This window comes from Pseudoalteromonas sp. AWH4_217 (genome assembly GCF_056161105.1).
Genome location: NZ_JBSWYM010000001.1, coordinates 293,088 through 311,722 on the forward strand (window position 1 = coordinate 293,088; position 18,635 = coordinate 311,722).

Here is an 18,635-nt window from a genome sequence, read left to right on the forward strand (position 1 = left end):
TGTTAATTGATGTATTCACATCGGCATTCAAAGTCTTCTATAAAAATAGCAGCCTTTTGCTTGGGTGCAGCAACATTTCCCCATCAAGACACCATTTATTCAGCAGATGTGCTGACAATGCATAGATCCAGAAGTGGCGTCTGTTGCGCCACTTCTGCTTGTTATACCGCTAAACGCCTTCAACCATAAGACGTGTATCCGGCAGACATGCCAAGTGCGGAATGGCCAGATCCGGACGTTCCATACGGTTCAACGCGTTCAGTGCCGCGGCAATAGCCCCCTCTTGCCAACCCGGTAATGACGACAGCTGATCACCGACGATAAAGAAGTTTGGCTGGGTTTGCGCTCCCTCAGAGGTCGTCACTGAACTCCCCTGCGTCAACACGTTAAAGTGGTGCACAGCCTGATCACCAACGACATGCCATTGGGCCCAGCCCCCTTTAATATAGGGCATGTTTTGCCAGGCAATCGCCAGACCATGCTCCAGACCATCACCAAATGCGTGACCAAATAACTTGGCACCTTCACGTGCTTTGTCCAGACGCGCCTGAACTGGTAATTTACCCCACTCATAAGCAATTTCAGAGAAGTTATAAGCCCCTGTGAGCACGCCTTTTTGATCATGATAAGCCGTTGAAGGATACCAGATCTGAGTAATATCATTGTCTGTCCATGAAATCCCACCGAAAATGGGGACCACGCCAATCTCGGAATCTGGCACGCTCAGGACATCCACATTAGCACTATCATCATGAACTTCCTGAACCTGGCTGCCCTGCCACAAGTAACGGTCTGCCTGCCAGCCCACTTTGGTGGTACAGGCCAGAAACTTAGCCTGATAACCGCCTTGATCATCGATAAACTGCGACTGATATACCGCCTGTAGTGCCGACTTAAACTCGCCATTGAGGCCCACTTTGCTGTTTGGATCCTGAAGCGTCTCTGAAAGTATTTCTTTTAAGAAAGGGATCGCCATATTGCTAAAGCAATAGTCAGCATACACAACATCAACATCTTGGGTGCCTATTTTGGCAATAGAGATAGCAAACTGCTGACGTGATGCGTCCCAGTCTATATGCCTGACCGGACTATTGAGTAATATGGTACCACCGAGTGCGGCGACCTGTTGCGCGAATGCATGCTGAACCTGATCCATGCCCCCTACCGGCTGAAACAACGTTGCCTGCCAGAGAAAATCAACGGGCTGATAAAAACGCGTCTTGTCCCAAAACTCTGAGCCCAGCAAGCTATCAAAACTCAAAGGTTCAGCTATCGTGCCGGCATCCACACCTGGCAGTTCGGTATAACCTGCCCGGGAACGACCATTCTCCATACCATCCTGACCGGCGGTGACCACATACTTGCCCATATTCGGCCCACTCGGGACTAGCTCTCCAAAGCTGATCATAAGCTCCCTAAGCTGCTCAGCGCGGCGCTGCACATCTTGCGCGCCGACCCCACACTCTGTGGTTTTGATCAACTGCTCAGCGTTTTCAAATACCATTTGTGCCAGCCAGCCACGCGTATTATGGTCAAGGCGTCGGTATACCAGCGGGAGACCCGCAAAACTATCCGACATCTGAACCAGGTTTGATTCACTGTTCATCACGTAAACTTCCACATCTACACTGAACTGTTTGAGGTATGACAGCAGACGTTTATGGCTCGAGGGGATCCGCCCCGGACCGGCATTCAGGTAAGGTTCCGCGTCACCCTGTGGTCTGTCAAAACGGACCACCTGAGGCTGGCCCGGTTTGGAATTAAATAACTGGCTGTCGACATCTTCTATTAACGTGTCCCCTGTACGCAGGCTCAAACAGCGACCTCCTGTGCGGCTTTGCGCTTCTAACACAGTGACCTCCATGCCCGACTGTTGTGCTAACAACTCATAGGCAGTCGTTAGCCCGGACACGCCTGCACCGATGATCACGGCTTTTTTGCCCTGATATTTATTTTTGGTCAGAGTAACGGGGCCCGGAGTGACCTTAAGTTGCTGATTGGTTGCATCATCCAATGCGGCATGCGCTCTGGCTTTGGGATGCTGTTGAAAAAAACGTGCGCGTGATTGGTGTTCTGCCATGAGTTGCTCCTTAAAAAAACACCGCCCCATGCCAGCTCTTTCACTCATCGTGGTTAACGGGTACACACCCGACATACATATCATGATGTAACACATAGAGCCGACCTGGTGGCCTGGGATAATAAACTGTCCCTACTACCTGCTGACTCCAGTAAGGTTTACCGCCTGTATCGCAAGCTGTTGCCTATGATGCAAGCCAGCGGTGATATCAGGCTCTGTAACTCTAGTTCAGTCACGCCTGTTCTGCCTGCTCATATTATGAATATATTCATGGTTACCACGAAACCGTGCGCTTCCCGCTCCATTTTTCCAAGCCACTATCATTTAATCAAAATACTCAAAGGTTGGTAAAAAGCAAAATATAAAGCTCAGTAACACGCTAAAAATCAAGGAATTAAATATGGAACATCCATTGCTTTCATACGTTAAATCCTAACCTAAGAACAACCGCTATAAGGAAGACAAAGTATGAATACGCAACAACTCAGCAGAACAAGAAATGTGTTTCTGATTGTCGTTCTGCTACTTCAGGCAGCTCAACTAATTTGGGAACATTTCAATGGTGGCATCGTCACCCATCATTTACTGATGCGTGCAGACTTACCGGGCATTTCAAACTGGTGGGGGCTGATTATTTTGCCCGCGCTGGTGTGGATAACAGGCATGCACATTCAGGCTAGGTTGACTGCAAATACACAGCACGACATGGTCGACAATAAAGCCTGGCGTAATATTCAACTGGGGTTTTGGTTACTGTTACTGTTTAGTCTGTGCCAGGCAATTATCTTCAGTCTGGGCTTTCATACGCTGGCCAAATTCATGTTACTGGGGCTGTTGATCACCGCACTGTTTATGCCACTTTATAGAATGGAGTGCATTTTGGGCTATGTTCTGGGCGCCAGTTTAACCTCAGGGCCCGCGATGCCTTTCGTCGGTGTGGTATTGTTTGCAACGGTATCGGCTTTGTCTCATTTTGCGATAAAACCGGTGATTGCACACGTTATTACCAAAAAGCACACCACAAGCTGATGAAGTAGGAAGCAGGGTGAGCACAGAGCTACCCCTGCGACTCGGTATAGCGATTGATCAGTAAACTGGCAACTTGCTGCTTTACTGCGCGCTTGTCGGTGGGGTCCACACCAAAACGTTGTGCCAGCAAGGCAATTTCTTCATCGGTAAGATTAAACGACAATCGCTGCCGGGTCTTTTTTGATTTGACCTCTAAATCGAGGATTTTTCGGATCATATCCGACGGCGTGAGTTCTTCGTCAATAGCCTGCTTTTTAAGGCTTTTCTGAACCTCAGTGGTTAGATCAAACGCCATCTGGGTGGCACGCAACGCCCGTTCCTGACGTTGCCATTTAGCTTGTTTATCAGTCACTATCAGGCCCCGGGAAACAGATCAACAATGTCGCTAAGCGGCCGAGTTAAAACCAGAGATACGTCTGTCTCACCGCCATCCCAAATTTCAATATTGATACTGTGCTTCTCGTCGGGCGATACCAGCTCAATCACTTCACAGGTTTCACCGCTTTCATCCTGGTAACGTGGCAATGTGCGACCCCGATAGTCCTGCTCGTAATAATAGGCCACATAAGGTGCCTCGCTTTGCTGGTAGCTCTGTCCCAGAAAACGCTCAAAGGCTGCCGGTCTGGCCTGTGTCTTAATTTCTGTCAGGGATTCTTCATCAAAAATCCGCGCAAATTCGTCCAGCGTAAATATCGCATCCACATCATCGCGTTGGATCTTCACTGCAAAGTTAGCAAATTCTTCGCCGTCATCTTGTTCTATCTGTAAAAAGACCACTTTGCCTGACTCTGATTCAAGCACAAACTCATACTCAGCACTGTGTTGATATTGATAGGTTTGCACCGCTGTAACCTTAAGCGTCTGACCTTTCAGCCAATCGGGGTAGGCAAAGGAATCAATCACCGTCAACATGTCTCCGACACGCAAGTCACGGGCATGATTCAGCTGACGCTCAGGGGCTTTCTTAGATTTGAAAAAACCAAACATAACTCACCTTTGAGAAAATAAACAAGGCAAAAAAGGAGGCCAGGCCTCCTTTTATCATTCAAACCACATTACTTGGCTTGTTTTGCCTTAATGCGATCCAGAATATCATTGCTCTTTTGCGTTGAGCCAATGCCCGCTTCCGCCATTTTTGCTTTCAGATCCGCGCCTGTTTCAGCAGCTTCCAGCTCTTTCGCTGCGGCCAGTTGATCTTGTCTGTCCAGCTGACGTTGCTTAATACGCTCCAGTGACTGACGTGCATTCACCATAGACGACTCATTGGTGTTAAGCGTGCTGTTTACCGCCATGGTGGCCTTTTGCACGCTTTCAGTGGTTTTCACCATAGTCAATTGACGCTGATTTTCTTTGATCGACTTTTCTGCGTCCTTAACTTGTTGCTTAAGCAGGATCACATGCTTAGTAAAACCATCCAGCACTTGCTGATGCTCTTCTTTCTCTGTTTCAAATTCACCAATCTTTTCAGCGATTTCGACTGCCAGCGCTTCATTACCCTGCTGCAATGCCTGACCTGCGTAGTCTTCATGCTCGGCAATGCTCTCATCCAGGGCGGCTAGTTTGCGTTTAGTCTGCATCTCTTTCGCCATCACTTCGGTCAGGCTTTTTTTGGCTTTTGCCAGCGCATTTTTGGCGTCGGCAATTTCCTGCTCAAAGATACGAATGCCATTGGCATCGACAATCGACTCACCCACTTCACGGGCACCACCACGTACGGCTGTAAATAATTTCTTTAAAATACTCATCTCACTGCTCCACAATTAATCTTTTAAATACACAGTCACGGCATCAAGCGCTTCGATGGCATTGTCTGCCAGAGTGACCAGTTCGTGCGTTATCTCATCGATGGAGGAGGAAACAGCCAGTGCGCCAAAAATAGCGTACTGTTCATCAATCTTAGCAAACGCACTCAAGGGGATAGGTACATTGAGTTTTAACAAAGCTTCATTTAACTCGTTCAATAACTCAGGCTTCACTTCGTTTTCGTTAAACAGATAGCTGATACACACCAGCTGCTCTTCTGTCTGAGTCACAAAAATCGGTAATTCGTCATTTCCCTCTACAATCACTTGCAATACATCTTGCTCACCCTCATTGCTGATCAGAAAGGACTCGAAGTTAGCACCTTCCGTTTCAAATGATGCCAATTTGATTGATAGTTCATTTAATTCCATCTTTTTTACCTTTTCGTTTTGACATATTATGTCTGAGTTAAGATTTGCACGTGCGACATAATATGTCAACACTGTTGCGTTAATTTTTATACAACTCATCTTCCGTTTGCCATGCCTGGCGGTAATAATCGTACAGAACACCAGAACCTAAACGATTGACTTCAATATCTTTATTCTTATCAAAGAAACGGTTAGGAAACGCGAAAGAGGACAGTAAATATTTTTTGCTCACCCAGTTGCTGGCAACCGGCAGGTGCTCGGCTGATGCAATTCTTGCACTGGCGGGCTGGCCGGTACGCGTTGCAATTGTCCACCCCCATTGACCAAAGGAGGGAATGTTCTGCTGATACTGCTCTACATGCTCAAACCCGGCCTGTTTTACCGTTTTTGCGATACTGATAAAGGCACTCTTGGCATGGTAAGGCGATGTCGACTGAATGGCTAATGCCCCATCGGGTGCCAACAGTTGACGAATATGATTATAAAAATAATCACTGTAAAGTTTATTCAGATCCGGATGGTTAGGGTCTGGCAGATCAATAATAATTGTATCGAATTGCTCACCGCGGTCGAGCATACTTTCGACTTCCAAAAAAGCGTCTGCCACAATCACCTCTGCTCTGGGGGAATTAAGCGCATCCTGATTGAGCCGCACCAGCTTGGAGGTAATCTCTGGTCTTGCCTCAAACGCCTGCCCCGGTAAACCAAACAATGACAGCAGCTGACCATCCAGGTCAATCAAGGTTGCGCTTTGTACCGGCCACTTAAGTACATCACGTAACGCCAGTCCGTCGCCACCACCAATGATCAGCACTTTATCATGGCGATTAGACGCCAGCATAGCCGGGTACACCAGCATAGTGTGATAGATTTGCTCGTCTACCGATGAAAACTGTAAGCGCCCATTTAAAAATAAGTCATTGATAGGAGTCGCCTGCGTACGACTGAGGCGCTCCGTGATCACCACATGCTGATATTTGGTCGACTCGGAGTAAATCACTTTGTCTTTGTATAGCACATTGCTGAGGTCTTTCATCCATGCAGTACCATTGAGTAGTATCACGGTAAACACGCCCAGCAACAGGATATGACACACCAGCAAGAGCCTGGCAAAGCGCACATACGGATGATAACGCCACAAAAAAATCAGCCCGGCAACAATGTTAAACAACGCTGTCCAGGCAGCAGCCTGCATAATGGGCAGCGCCAGCATAATCATGACCCAAATCGCGGCGCCGACGCCCGCACCAATATAGTCTGCCCCATAAATAGTGCCGGCGTTATTTTCCAAAAAGCGACCATAGACCTGCTGACGAATACGGGCGATCAAGGGAATTTCCATGCCTATCAATATGCCCAGAATTAAGCCAAATATATAAGGCAAAAAGCGGGCAAACTCTTGCAACTGCTGGAGCGGTCTGCCATCGAGTAAACTATCAGGTGGCAGGTTATAGAGACTGGAGAGGGTGTGCGGTAAGGTGTAGGTCAATGCGATAATGCTGGCGATGATCAAAATACTGCTCATCCCCAATAAAGCAATCAGGCTTTCCAGCCAGGCAAACGCCGTAAATGGGTCTTTAAACCAGCGCGCTAAAAATGCACCTATTCCCATTGCCACTATCATAGTGCCAATCATGGCATAAATGGCGCTTTCAACTGAGCCAAGTACCCTGCCGGCATAATGGGAGAGTAAATATTCATAGATCAGACCACAACCAGCTAAAATGGCCATCACACCGATCAGTAACACATCGTGACCAAGCAGCGACATGCTGCCGGTCACTTTAGGTTGATTTGGGGGTACCGATACACTCAAGAATTACGCACCCAGCAAGGTTGCCATGGTAACACCGACCGCAAAGGACACCGCCGCGGAAATGGTTGCCACACCAATGTTCTTCTGACGATTCACTTCATCGGAAATATCAGTGCCGGCCAGAATAACCTTGATCATCACCAGATGTAACAGCGCGAACAACACGATACTACCCAGCGCGGCAATACTCCAGTACGTCAGGCTACTGACCATATTGTCGGCCACATAAGGTGCCAGGCCAGACGCGGCAGTCAATGCCAATGCTGCACCAATAAGAAACCCGGCATAGCGAATACCAACCGCCACATTGTTGTCCACAATGGCCTGTTGCAAACAGTCACCGTTACGGTTTGTGCGTTTAAACAGTTGTACCCGGTATTGGCTTACCAGCAACATGCACACGTTACCTATGACAAAAGCTGCCACCACGATAGGCAACCCATACCAGCCTTCCGTCAGTACCCATAGCAGTGCTGAGCGGATCACAATGGCAACACTGACCACATGACCAAAGTCAATCAAAGCCGACGTGATGTTGCCTTTGAGGATTTCACTGTGCAAATCCACTTTGCGCAGCGCCACTTTGTCCTGAAAAAAATGTCCCAGCTTGATCAACACAATCCCCACGGCGCCATAGCCTGCCATTTGCAGGGCTTCCTGAGTCAGTGTACTTGCGAAAGCACCGCTGGTTATTCCAGTCAGTACAATGGCAAGCCCGGTCAAACCACCTGCAAAACTCAAACCAAAAGCAAAGTTGTCGCGCTCGGTAATTTCGTCATTCGCGTGCAGGTTTGACACCCACCCCTTGATATATTTTAAGCTCACAAACAGGGCAATGATCACCGCCATATCGATGAGAAGTGCCTGAAATGTCCAGGCAGTTAATCCGTTAAATTGATACATGTATTAACTCCGCTATCTGATGCACTACTTGCCCCGGCTAACGCCGCGAGAGGTCCGGTTTGAACTATTGCGAATTGAGCCTGATCCCGATTTTGCTCTCGAGTAGCTGCTTCGCGATACTGATGAGGGGGTGTGACTGGCACGACTGAGACCAGAAGCGCCCGATTTTCTTTTTGCATAGGGGCTAGTGAACTGCTTACCCTGGCGCTGATAAGACTGTCGGGTACGCTGCTCAATTGTATTCTGGCGCTTGTAGCTCTGATAACTGGTGTATCGTTTGCGGCCATAATCGCTGTAGTAGCTATATTTTCGACGCTTACTCCAGCTACTGTATTCCACATCCCCCACCAAATCACCGAGCATTCTGTACATGCCATACCACATCCAAAAACTGGTACCATTGGAGCTGGTCTGCCACTCACCATAGTTGGCGTTGCCGACTAATTGGTTACCCACTGCTTGCTGGCCGCTATTGGCTGCCTGCTCGGCAGCCTGACTGACAGCACCGACCCGAGCCAGTGTGCCGTTGGACATATCTGCCAGAACATTGATGGGATCAGTCAGTGCATCGTTGAATAAACTCACAGAAGCGGCTTCTTTGAGTAGTACCGCCTGCTCAATAAGGTCATCACTGCTCATACCCGGCTGAGGAGATTTGAGCGCCTGATAGCGGGTCAGTAAATTTTGATATAGTGGACCGGCACTGGTTGCATCCTGTGCAACCAATTGAGCAATCTTACTCAATTGTGGATTCTGCTGGCTCAGCACCTTGCCATATTCGGTTAAGAGATTGGCATTACGCACTTGATTTTTATCGAGCGCATCACCTAAGGTGTTGATGGCCCTTGAGGCGTCCTGAAGTGTGTAAGTAATCGTTTGCTGGATGCGCTCCTCTTTCGATTCGCACCCCAACATTAAGCACATTACACAGAGCAGACTTATCAGTTTCCAAACTTTAAAATCGGACATTCATTGTCACCTGATCTACCTTGATACGAATTCAGATTTTCTATTCTACATAATTGCAGTGGATAACCAAGCACCAATATATAACTCGCTTCATAAAGTTCAAAAAATAAAGGTACAGAGGTGAAAGCAAGAATGTGTAGACATACACAAACATTGAAATAAAAATGACGTTTAAATGAGATATAGATACTTGCGCAAAAAAGACAGTATTAACAATTCATTTAATAATAATCACATAGTGAAGAATAATGGGCAGATTTATTCTGCCCATAAATACGCAAATGCCAAAGGCTAGAAAGTCACCAGCACTTCAACATCATCACCTTCATATAATGCTGTATAGTTAATGATTGCAGGCTTTTGACCACCAGGGCTCATCATACTGGCACTGCACCATATTTTTTGTAAACTGACGTCCTGAGAGGACTGTGCGATATCTGAATACCTCAGATCCTGTTGCTCTATCGCTTCGTCGACAGCATCCAGCACTTTTGCCAAATCTGCCGAGCGCCCTTTTACCTCAACAGCTCGCTCGTACGTGATTTCGCCTGCTTTGCCTGCCTGGGTTAGCATCACATTAAACAACTGAGATTTTGCCTCTTCTTTTACGATGTCATGAACCAATTCCATGACATCATCATCGTCGCATTGTGGCAGCTCAGTGGAGGGTTCGTCACTACCACATGCAGTAAGCAGTAATAAGGCTGGGATAGTTACCAAAGAAGTGAGTGCTTTCATTATAGTCCTTATAATTATCTATAAAATAGTCAGTGCCTGCGGCATAACTGCCGTGTTGTATACCGCGGGCCTGGCAATAAAACCTGAGTGTTAACAGTTATCCTCAAGCAGGTCATAAATCAGATCTTCGAGGTCCTCCAGGTTATCTTCGTCAATAACCAGGCGGGCCTTTGATTCATCTAAATCCAGTGCCTCGGCAAAAAATCCTCTGAGGCCCCGAGCTTTACGGTCAATTTCAAAAATAACCTCCAGCTGACTGCCACGATTGAAAAAGACTATCTCTACTTCATCGAAACGGCCATGAAATTCGCCGGCAATGGTTTTGAACTCCAGCTCCTGTACGAATGGCAGGCGAGAGAAAGAAGCCTCTTCAATACCTTCACAGTCCGATTCATACAATTTGAAACCCAGTTCTTCCATGCTGTCGATAACGGCTTGTTGCAGGTCGGTTGGTACGACACGGATATAATCACGATCGGATTTATCCAACGCCATGTCGATGTCCAGATTAGTGGCAATCCAGGTTTGAGACTCGCCGACTGTGATAGGCGTTTCCAGGTCTAAATCGAATGCAAAGGGAATATGCTTTTCATCACCCGGCTCAATGGTAAACCGCTCATTAATGCGAAATTTGGCCAAGGTGTGTTGCTTTGTGACAGTTTCCGACTCACCTTCACTGTTTTCTCTTTCAACGGTGTAAGTACACATCACTTTGAGATCGATTTTGTTGATCTCCTGAGCGACTTTGCCACCGTTAATTTTGACTGTGCCGGAAATTTCCTCGCCAGGTGCAACCTGGTGGTGATCTAACAAAGTGTCTACTTTTGCTGCGCCAATACCAACAGCGCCAAGTGCTTTCTTGAAAAAAGACATATTCATCCTTATTGATTTTATTACCCTCAATCTTTGAAGGTTTTCACGGTCGATTATAGAAAAGAATATAAACGCGTCAACCGCTTTTTCTTTGCAAATATTTGACGATAATAATATAAACTCACAAAAGCACGCCACATTGAGAGTATATTTCCCCAACACAAACACACTAACAATAAGAAGCATTACTTATTTAACCATTAAAATGAGAAGAAAAGCTCACATAAATATGATTATATTTATATGGAAGAGTTAAATTAAATAGATTTGCATCTATTAAAACAGATATATCGCACAATCCTGATGTTCAATTTCCTCAGTACATACAACCCCAACGACCTCATCACATCATTCACTTTGCCAAATTTTTAATACACAAAATAAAAAAACCCGGCAAAGCCGGGTTCTTTTTAAAGCCTAAAGTGCTTGGGGACAGATTACATCATACCGCCCATACCACCCATGCCGCCCATGCCACCCATGTCAGGGGCACCCGCTGCTTCTTCCTTTGGAATTTCAGCAACCATAGCTTCTGTGGTGATCATCAGACCAGCTACAGACGCTGCGAACTGCAGTGCAGAACGTGTTACTTTAGTTGGGTCAAGGATACCCATTTCGATCATGTCGTCGTACTGACCGTTCGCCGCGTTGTAACCATAGTTACCTTCGCCGCCTTTCACTGCGTTAACAACCACAGATGCTTCGTCACCCGCGTTTGATACGATTTGACGCAGTGGTGCTTCCATCGCGCGTAGCGCCACTTTAATACCGTGGTTCTGATCTTCGTTGTCGCCTGTTAGTGATTCAATCTTGCTCGCAACGCGAACCAGTGCAACACCACCACCAGGTACTACGCCTTCTTCAACCGCAGCACGCGTTGCGTGCAGGGCGTCTTCAACGCGGTCTTTCTTCTCTTTCATTTCAACTTCAGTTGCGGCACCGACTTTGATCACTGCAACACCGCCGGCCAGTTTTGCCATACGCTCTTGTAGTTTCTCTTTGTCGTAATCTGAAGTCGCTTCTTCGATTTGTGCTTTGATTTGCGCAACGCGGCCGTCAATGCCTTCCTGCTCGCCTGCACCATCAATGATGGTTGTGTCATCTTTAGTGATTACAACGCGCTTCGCAGTACCCAGGTCTTCAACCGTGGCTTTTTCAAGCTCAAGGCCAATCTCTTCAGAGATAACCGTACCGCCAGTCAGGATAGCAATATCCTGTAGCATAGCTTTACGACGGTCGCCGAAACCTGGCGCCTTAACCGCTGCAACTTTTACGATGCCACGCATGTTGTTCACAACCAGCGTCGCCAGCGCTTCACCTTCTAGGTCTTCAGCAATGATCAACAGAGGCTTGCTGGTTTTTGCAACCGCTTCCAGAGTTGGCAGCAGTTCACGGATGTTAGATACTTTTTTGTCAACCAACAGAATGTGTGGGTTGTCCAGTTCAACCTGGCCTTTTTCAGCATTGTTGATGAAATACGGAGACAGGTAACCACGGTCAAACTGCATACCTTCAACAACGTCTAATTCGTTCTGTAGTGACTGGCCTTCTTCTACGGTGATAACACCAGATTCACGACCTACTTTTTCCATTGCTTCTGCAATGATGTCACCAATTTCTTTGTCAGAGTTTGCAGAGATAGTACCTACCTGCGCAATCGCTTTCGCGTCTGAACAAGGAACAGATAGCGCTTTAAGCTCTTCAACCGCAGCAATCACTGCTTTGTCGATACCACGCTTCAGATCCATCGGGTTCATACCCGCAGCCACTGATTTAAGACCTTCGTTCACGATAGCTTGTGCCAGTACCGTTGCAGTGGTAGTACCGTCACCCGCCGCATCGTTTGCTTTAGACGCGACTTCTTTTACCATTTGTGCGCCCATATTCTCGAACTTGTCTTCCAGTTCGATCTCTTTTGCAACAGATACACCATCTTTAGTGATAGTAGGGGCACCGAATGATTTATCCAGTACTACGTTACGGCCTTTTGGACCCAAAGTTACTTTTACTGCGTCTGCCAGTACATTTACGCCTTTAAGCATTTTAGTGCGGGCATCGCCTGCAAAACGAACTTCTTTAGCTGCCATGATATTTATTCCTCTAAATTCTTTTCGATTAACCGTTAAATGTTGAGTGCGACGACCAGGCTTATTCTACGATACCCAGGATGTTGTCTTCGCGCATGATCAGGTATTCCTGACCTTCGATTTTTTCTGTTTTCTCAACGTACGAGCCAAATAATACTGTGTCGCCCGCTTTAACTTGTAATGCTCTCACTTCACCATTGTCCAACACGCGGCCGTTGCCCACAGCAACCACTTCACCACGGGTTGATTTTTCAGCGGCAGAACCAGTTAAAACGATACCGCCAGCAGACTTTGTTTCTTCTTCAAGACGCTTAACAATAACGCGATCATGTAAAGGACGAATGTTCATGTGTTTAGTTCTCCTAACAGTTTCTGAACAATGACAGAATACATAGTGTAAGATGTTTGCCCGCTCAAACTCACCGTTTATAAGGGGCTAACTAATTAATTTCTAAGTTGCTTCACTTTATGGGGATGGGCAAAACAAAACCCAAGCATTTTTTTCAATTTTTTTAGTCCTTGCGTTTAAACTCGCCTTCTAACGTGGTATTCCCCTCATCACGCTGCGATTGTCCATGACCTGAAGGACGACCAGCAAACGGGTCGAACTGCTGCTCTTGTTGCTGTGTAGTGTGTTGGCTGAACATGCCACCACTTTGCACCTGCACGGTGGCACGTTGCAGCAGCGCCTTGGCTAATTTTTGGCGAATGGCCGGCGTGAGCAGCATAAAGCCCAATACATCAGTCATAATTCCCGGCGTCATCAGCAATACACCGGCAATGATCACACAAATACCGGCAAACAAATCGCTGGCGGGTAACTGGCCGCGTGCCATTTGTTGTTGCACGTTGGCGTAGGCACCCAGACCTTGTTGCTTTACAAGGCGCGCCCCAAACACCGCGGTCAGGATCACCAGTGCCAGGGTGGCAAATCCGCCGATGACTTCACTGACTTGCAATAACAGGGCTATTTCAGCGATGGGAATAACAATAAAGAGTAGAAAAAGGACTTTAAACATAGGATCTCCAAAATAACTGAAATAGATGTATGGGTCCTCGGGTCTTATTTCAAGCCCGCGCATCAGGCACGGCAATGCACACGACCAATGCGCTGAAAGTAAAGGTGAAGCGCTTGGGATACCCAGCATGTTTGGTTACACTAGAGCAAATTTAGCTCAAGTGAAAGGATAACCATGACGACGCCTTACCGATTGGTCATGACCACCTGTGGCACTCATGCGCAGGCCCAAGACATTGCCAAGCATCTGGTGGCAAATAAACAGGCAGCCTGTGTGAACATTTTGCCAAACGTTGAGTCCATCTATGTGTGGCAGGGTGAGGTCACTCAGGACAGCGAGTACAAGTTAATGATTAAAACGCATGTTGACTTGGTCGAGGCCGTCATGGAGATCATTCACCGTTTGCACCAATACGATGTGCCTGAAATTCAGGTCATTGAAATCTGTGCGGGATCGCGGGACTATTTTAACTGGATTGATGAGGTACTGAATTAATGCGAATGCTGACGCGCTTTTTACCCAGCGGCATACTGGCCGTTTTGACCGCCCTGTTGATGCTGCTAAGCACCAGCAGCCAGGCGGCAGGCAATGCCACTGTGCTCGATAGCTTGCTCGCTCCCAAGCAGCAAACGTTTTTACCCGTCGAAGAAGCGTTTAAGTTCGACTTCGACCAGCAGGGCAAAGTGCTGTTTACCGGCTGGGACATTGCACCCGGCTACTACTTATATAAGAAGAAACTGGAGATCATCGCCAAAGGGGCCGACATTTCAGTGCCCGAATATGCGCAGGGTGAAATGATCGAGGATGAATTTTTTGGCAAAACCGAAGTGTATTTTGACCAATTTGCCGTGATCTCACGACTCAGTAACATCACCGACGGTGCGGTAGTCAAAATTCGCTATCAGGGCTGTGCCGAAGCCGGGCTGTGTTACCCGCCCGAAGTGATCACTGTGCCTTTAACTGTACTCGTCAGTGGCGGCGATGCTGATGCAACCCCTCCCGCCAAAGCAACCAGCCAGCCTGAGCCTGGATCCGCTAACGGCGACGATGTGAGCTTCACGGAGCGACTGGCGCAGCAATCGCTGCTCACTAACCTGGCGGTGTTTTTTGCGGTGGGTGTGGGCCTGGCCTTTACACCGTGTGTTTTCCCGATGTTTCCAATCCTCTCTAGCCTTATCGCCGGACAGCAAAATTTGTCGACTAAAAAGGCCTTTAGCCTGTCTTTTGTTTATGTTCAGGGCATGGCCGTGACCTATGCCGCTCTTGGTTTAGTGGTGGCCTATTTTGGTGGCCAGGTGCAAGGCTATCTGCAACATCCGGCGGTGCTGATAAGCTTTAGTTTACTGTTTGTGTTACTGGCCTTTGCAATGTTCGGCTGGTACGAAATCAAACTGCCCAGCGGCATGATGAGTAAGCTTACTGAGATCAGTAATCAGCAAAGTGGCGGCAACTATGCCGGAGTGTTTTCCATGGGCGTGTTGTCAGGCCTGATTGCCTCACCTTGTACCACGGCCCCCTTGTCTGCGGCCCTGCTTTATGTTGCTCAAAGCGGCGACTTTATGGTGGGCGGCCTGACGCTGTATGCGCTGAGTCTGGGTATGGGTCTGCCGCTGCTGCTGCTTGGCACCTCAGGCGGTAAACTACTACCCAAAGCGGGAGGCTGGATGGATCAGGTGAAAACCCTGTTCGGTTTTGTCATGCTGTTTGTGCCTTTGATCCTGCTTGAGCGGATCCTCGACTTCAATATCATTCTGGGGCTGGCCTCGGTACTGGCAGTAGCTACGGCCCTGTATTTGCATCACTGGCAAAGTGGTCAGGCACAAGGTAAAGGTAAAACCCTGCTGTGGGCGATGGCAACCAGCTTGTTTGTGGTTGGCTTACTGACTGCCAGAAGCGTGGTTTTCCCTGGCACAGAAACGACTCAGGTGAGTGTAGCACAACAAGAGTCCAAGCAAGGCTTCAGACTGCTGGACGACCTGGCTGCGCTGAATGCAGCGGTCGAGCAAGCCAACAGTCAGGGAAAAATCGCCATGGTGGATCTGTATGCCGAATGGTGTGTGGCCTGTAAAGAGTTTGAAAAATACACCTTTCCTACCGAGCAGGTACAGGCGCAGTTTGCCTATTTCGACACCCTAAAACTTGACCTGACCGAGAGTAACGACACCACCATAGAAATCATGGAAGCGTTTACGGTGTTCGGTCTGCCCAGCATTTTGTTCTTTGATGCGCAGGGCAACGAGATCCCCGAACTGCGCGTAACCGGATTCCAGGATGCCGATGAGTTCGCTGCCCACCTGGAAAAAGTGCGCCAACACGTCCTGTAACCTTCTTTTCAGCGAACGATTCGCTATCCACGACACAGAGGCCTGAAGATTTGCCTCTGTGCCTCGTCTCTTTCTATGCTGATTAGACCAGTATTTTGCTGCTATTTACCTTGAACTCTCTATAATAGTTCGCGAACGTGAGAAATATTTGCTATTTACTGTGCATACGCTTAAGTTAACAAGGTCTTTTTCGAAAAAAGTGGCTTTGTTTTCTAAATAAAGGAATTTCACGCATTATGTCTACAAATTTGAAGATTTTAGTCCTGAATGGCCCAAACCTGAACATGCTGGGCCGACGTGAGCCGGATAAGTACGGCACCCGGACCTTAAAAGACATCATGCAGAGCCTGACGCAAAGCGCAGTAAATTACGATGTTGAGCTAAGTCATTTTCAGAGCAATAGCGAAGCAGAGCTGATTGAGCATATTCATGCTCAGTATGATCGTGTTGATTGTATCATCTTCAACCCAGCTGCTTTCACGCATACCAGTATTGCTTTGCGAGATGCCCTACTAAGCGTCAGCATTCCGTTTTATGAAGTGCATTTATCAAATGTCTATGCACGCGAGCCCTTTCGCCACAAGTCCTACTTTTCGGATGTGGCGCAAGGCGTAATATGTGGATTAGGTGCACTGGGCTACGAAGCGGCATTAATGGCGGCCGTAGCCAAGCTGCGCAAACAAGATAACTCAAATTAACTAACAGGCGGGTCAAGTTATGGATATTCGCAAGATCAAAAAACTTATCGAATTAGTAGAAGAATCAGGCATTGCTGAGCTGGAAATCACCGAAGGTGAAGAGTCGGTACGCATCAATCGTCACAGCAGCGCTCCGGTTATTGCTCAGCCACAGCAGTACTCAGTACCAGCCGCAGCGGCTCCAGCACCAGTAGCAGCACCAGCTGCGCCAGCTGCAGAAGCACCGGCAGCAGCAAATAACACGCCAGCTGGCCATCAGGTGAAGTCACCTATGGTTGGTACTTTCTACTCAGCGTCTTCTCCAACTGCTGCGGCTTACGTAGAAGTGGGTTCAAAAGTTAACGTGGGCGACACACTGTGTATCGTTGAAGCGATGAAGATGATGAACCAAATCGAGTCAGACAAAGCCGGTGTTGTAAAGGCGATCCTGGTTGAAAATGGCGATGCGGTTGAGTTTGATCAACCTCTGTTCATCATCGAATAATGCCCCTGGAAGGTTAACACTATGCTAGATAAAGTAGTCATTGCAAACCGAGGCGAAATTGCGCTTCGCGTATTGCGTGCCTGCAAGGAGCTGGGGATTAAAACAGTTGCGGTCCATTCGACTGCCGACCGTGACCTCAAACACGTGCTACTTGCAGACGAAACCATTTGTATTGGTAAACCCGCCGCCAGTGAAAGTTACCTGGATATTCCACGCATCATTGCTGCAGCTGAAGTTACTGATGCCGTTGCCATTCACCCAGGCTACGGCTTCCTGTCTGAGAATGCAGATTTTGCCGATCAGGTTGAACAGAGCGGCTTTATCTTTATCGGTCCAAAGGGCGATACCATTCGTCTGATGGGTGATAAAGTGTCAGCGATTGAAGCAATGCGTAAAGCAGGCGTCCCTTGTGTACCAGGTTCAGATGGTCCGCTAACGGATGACAATGAGCGCAACGTACAGATCGCTAAGCGTATCGGTTACCCGGTAATCATCAAAGCCGCCGGTGGCGGTGGTGGTCGCGGTATGCGTGTTGTACGTTCTGAAGAAGAGCTACTTGACTCAATCGCACTGACGCAAACTGAAGCCCAACAGTTCTTTGGTAATGGCATGGTATACATGGAGAAATTCCTTGAAAACCCACGTCATATCGAAGTACAAGTCTTAGCAGACGGACAAGGTAATGCCATCCATCTGGGCGAGCGTGACTGTTCAATGCAACGTCGTCACCAGAAGGTTGTGGAAGAAGCACCTGCACCTGGTATTACTGCAGAAATGCGTAAGTTCATTGGTGATCGCTGTACACGTGCCTGTATCGAGATCGGTTACCGTGGTGCCGGTACGTTTGAATTCTTGTATGAAAATGGTGAATTCTACTTCATTGAGATGAACACACGTATCCAGGTAGAGCACCCGGTGACTGAAATGGTGACTGGCGTTGACCTGATCAAAGAGCAGCTGAAAATTGCTGCAGGTCAACCCTTGTCTATCACTCAGGATGATGTTGTGATCCGTGGCCATGCGATTGAGTGTCGTATCAATGCTGAAGATCCGGAAAGTTTCATTCCGTCTCCAGGCAAGATCACACGTTTCCACCCAGCCGGTGGATTGGGCATTCGCTGGGACAGCCATATTTATGCTGATTACACAGTGCCGCCGCATTACGACTCAATGATCGGTAAACTGATCACTTACGGTGAAAACCGTGACGTGGCCATTGCCCGAGCGCGTAACGCGTTGAATGAACTTGTGATTGACGGTATTAAAACCAATACCCCGCTACACAAGAAAATTCTGGCGGACGAAAACTTCCAAAACGGTGGCACAAACATCCACTATCTGGAAAAGAAACTGGGCCTGTAAGCCCGTTTACGCAGGGGAGAAGGCGCCCCTGCGTATATTCCCTCCCCTTGCCCCAAATAGCCACTTTCAGAACTCATTG

General features: G+C 47.8%; 19 protein-coding genes. 6 read left to right on the plus strand and 13 right to left on the minus strand.

Features of this window, described 5'->3' with window-relative positions; all coding sequences use genetic code 11:
• Positions 1-169: 169 nt before the first annotated feature.
• The gene (locus ACXAH1_RS01265) at positions 170-2,080 is read right to left on the minus strand and encodes a flavin monoamine oxidase family protein (protein WP_475193154.1); all 1,911 of its coding nucleotides are present in this window, start codon (positions 2,078-2,080) and stop codon (positions 170-172) included.
• A 468-nt stretch (positions 2,081-2,548) separates the two neighbouring features.
• Here ACXAH1_RS01265 and ACXAH1_RS01270 point away from each other — a divergent pair, with 468 nt between their 5' ends.
• Positions 2,549-3,109, plus strand: coding sequence for a hypothetical protein (locus tag ACXAH1_RS01270; protein WP_475193157.1), 561 nt, complete (start codon positions 2,549-2,551; stop codon positions 3,107-3,109).
• A 28-nt stretch (positions 3,110-3,137) separates the two neighbouring features.
• Here ACXAH1_RS01270 and ACXAH1_RS01275 read toward each other — a convergent pair whose 3' ends face one another.
• From ACXAH1_RS01275 to ACXAH1_RS01330, 12 genes are all read right to left on the minus strand, one after another.
• The gene (locus tag ACXAH1_RS01275) at positions 3,138-3,404 is read right to left on the minus strand and encodes a hypothetical protein (RefSeq protein WP_290444398.1); all 267 of its coding nucleotides are present in this window, start codon (positions 3,402-3,404) and stop codon (positions 3,138-3,140) included.
• Between the two features lie 59 nt (positions 3,405-3,463).
• Positions 3,464-4,096: a DUF4178 domain-containing protein gene (locus ACXAH1_RS01280; protein WP_138550818.1), complete on the minus strand. Its 633-nt coding sequence runs from the start codon at positions 4,094-4,096 to the stop codon at positions 3,464-3,466.
• Between the two features lie 68 nt (positions 4,097-4,164).
• The gene (locus ACXAH1_RS01285; protein ID WP_138550819.1) at positions 4,165-4,854 is read right to left on the minus strand and encodes a PspA/IM30 family protein; all 690 of its coding nucleotides are present in this window, start codon (positions 4,852-4,854) and stop codon (positions 4,165-4,167) included.
• A gap of 15 nt (positions 4,855-4,869) precedes the next feature.
• A complete protein-coding gene (locus ACXAH1_RS01290) occupies positions 4,870-5,283 on the minus strand; it encodes a DUF2170 family protein (protein WP_046004856.1) in 414 nt (137 codons plus the stop codon).
• 79 nt (positions 5,284-5,362) lie between these two features.
• On the minus strand, positions 5,363-7,054 hold the full coding sequence (locus ACXAH1_RS01295) for a polyamine aminopropyltransferase (protein WP_475193295.1): 1,692 nt from the start codon (positions 7,052-7,054) through the stop codon (positions 5,363-5,365).
• 48 nt (positions 7,055-7,102) lie between these two features.
• Positions 7,103-8,002: a DUF350 domain-containing protein gene (locus ACXAH1_RS01300; RefSeq protein ID WP_138550820.1), complete on the minus strand. Its 900-nt coding sequence runs from the start codon at positions 8,000-8,002 to the stop codon at positions 7,103-7,105.
• 24 nt (positions 8,003-8,026) lie between these two features.
• A complete protein-coding gene (locus ACXAH1_RS01305; protein ID WP_475193164.1) occupies positions 8,027-8,971 on the minus strand; it encodes a CHAD domain-containing protein in 945 nt (314 codons plus the stop codon).
• Between the two features lie 291 nt (positions 8,972-9,262).
• Complete coding sequence (locus ACXAH1_RS01310) at positions 9,263-9,709, minus strand: hypothetical protein (RefSeq protein ID WP_253050437.1); 447 nt, start codon at positions 9,707-9,709, stop codon at positions 9,263-9,265.
• A 90-nt stretch (positions 9,710-9,799) separates the two neighbouring features.
• Entirely contained in the window at positions 9,800-10,582 is a 783-nt protein-coding gene (locus ACXAH1_RS01315; protein WP_475193167.1) for a sporulation protein, read from the minus strand.
• A 437-nt stretch (positions 10,583-11,019) separates the two neighbouring features.
• Positions 11,020-12,669 carry a chaperonin GroEL gene (gene groL / locus ACXAH1_RS01320; RefSeq protein WP_054014886.1) on the minus strand — a complete coding sequence of 550 codons (1,650 nt, stop codon included), beginning with the start codon at positions 12,667-12,669 and terminating at the stop codon, positions 11,020-11,022.
• 61 nt (positions 12,670-12,730) lie between these two features.
• Positions 12,731-13,018, minus strand: coding sequence for a co-chaperone GroES (locus tag ACXAH1_RS01325; protein ID WP_010383739.1), 288 nt, complete (start codon positions 13,016-13,018; stop codon positions 12,731-12,733).
• 163 nt (positions 13,019-13,181) lie between these two features.
• Positions 13,182-13,688 carry an FxsA family protein gene (locus ACXAH1_RS01330; protein ID WP_054014888.1) on the minus strand — a complete coding sequence of 169 codons (507 nt, stop codon included), beginning with the start codon at positions 13,686-13,688 and terminating at the stop codon, positions 13,182-13,184.
• Positions 13,689-13,862: 174 nt separating this feature from the next.
• Between ACXAH1_RS01330 and cutA the strand changes: the two genes are divergently transcribed.
• The 5 genes from cutA to accC all read left to right on the plus strand — a co-directional run bounded on the left by cutA (position 13,863) and on the right by accC (position 18,556).
• Complete coding sequence (gene cutA, locus ACXAH1_RS01335; RefSeq protein WP_475193173.1) at positions 13,863-14,183, plus strand: divalent-cation tolerance protein CutA; 321 nt, start codon at positions 13,863-13,865, stop codon at positions 14,181-14,183.
• Positions 14,183-16,012, plus strand: a complete 1,830-nt coding sequence (locus ACXAH1_RS01340; RefSeq protein ID WP_475193176.1) for a protein-disulfide reductase DsbD — start codon at positions 14,183-14,185, stop codon at positions 16,010-16,012. The genes cutA and ACXAH1_RS01340 overlap by 1 nt, the downstream gene beginning before the upstream one ends.
• Before the next feature lie 236 nt (positions 16,013-16,248).
• Positions 16,249-16,710 carry a type II 3-dehydroquinate dehydratase gene (gene aroQ, locus ACXAH1_RS01345; RefSeq protein ID WP_054014891.1) on the plus strand — a complete coding sequence of 154 codons (462 nt, stop codon included), beginning with the start codon at positions 16,249-16,251 and terminating at the stop codon, positions 16,708-16,710.
• Between the two features lie 19 nt (positions 16,711-16,729).
• Positions 16,730-17,194, plus strand: a complete 465-nt coding sequence (gene accB, locus ACXAH1_RS01350; protein ID WP_475193178.1) for an acetyl-CoA carboxylase biotin carboxyl carrier protein — start codon at positions 16,730-16,732, stop codon at positions 17,192-17,194.
• 21 nt (positions 17,195-17,215) lie between these two features.
• A complete protein-coding gene (accC, locus tag ACXAH1_RS01355) occupies positions 17,216-18,556 on the plus strand; it encodes an acetyl-CoA carboxylase biotin carboxylase subunit (protein ID WP_058796541.1) in 1,341 nt (446 codons plus the stop codon).
• Positions 18,557-18,635 lie beyond the last annotated feature (79 nt).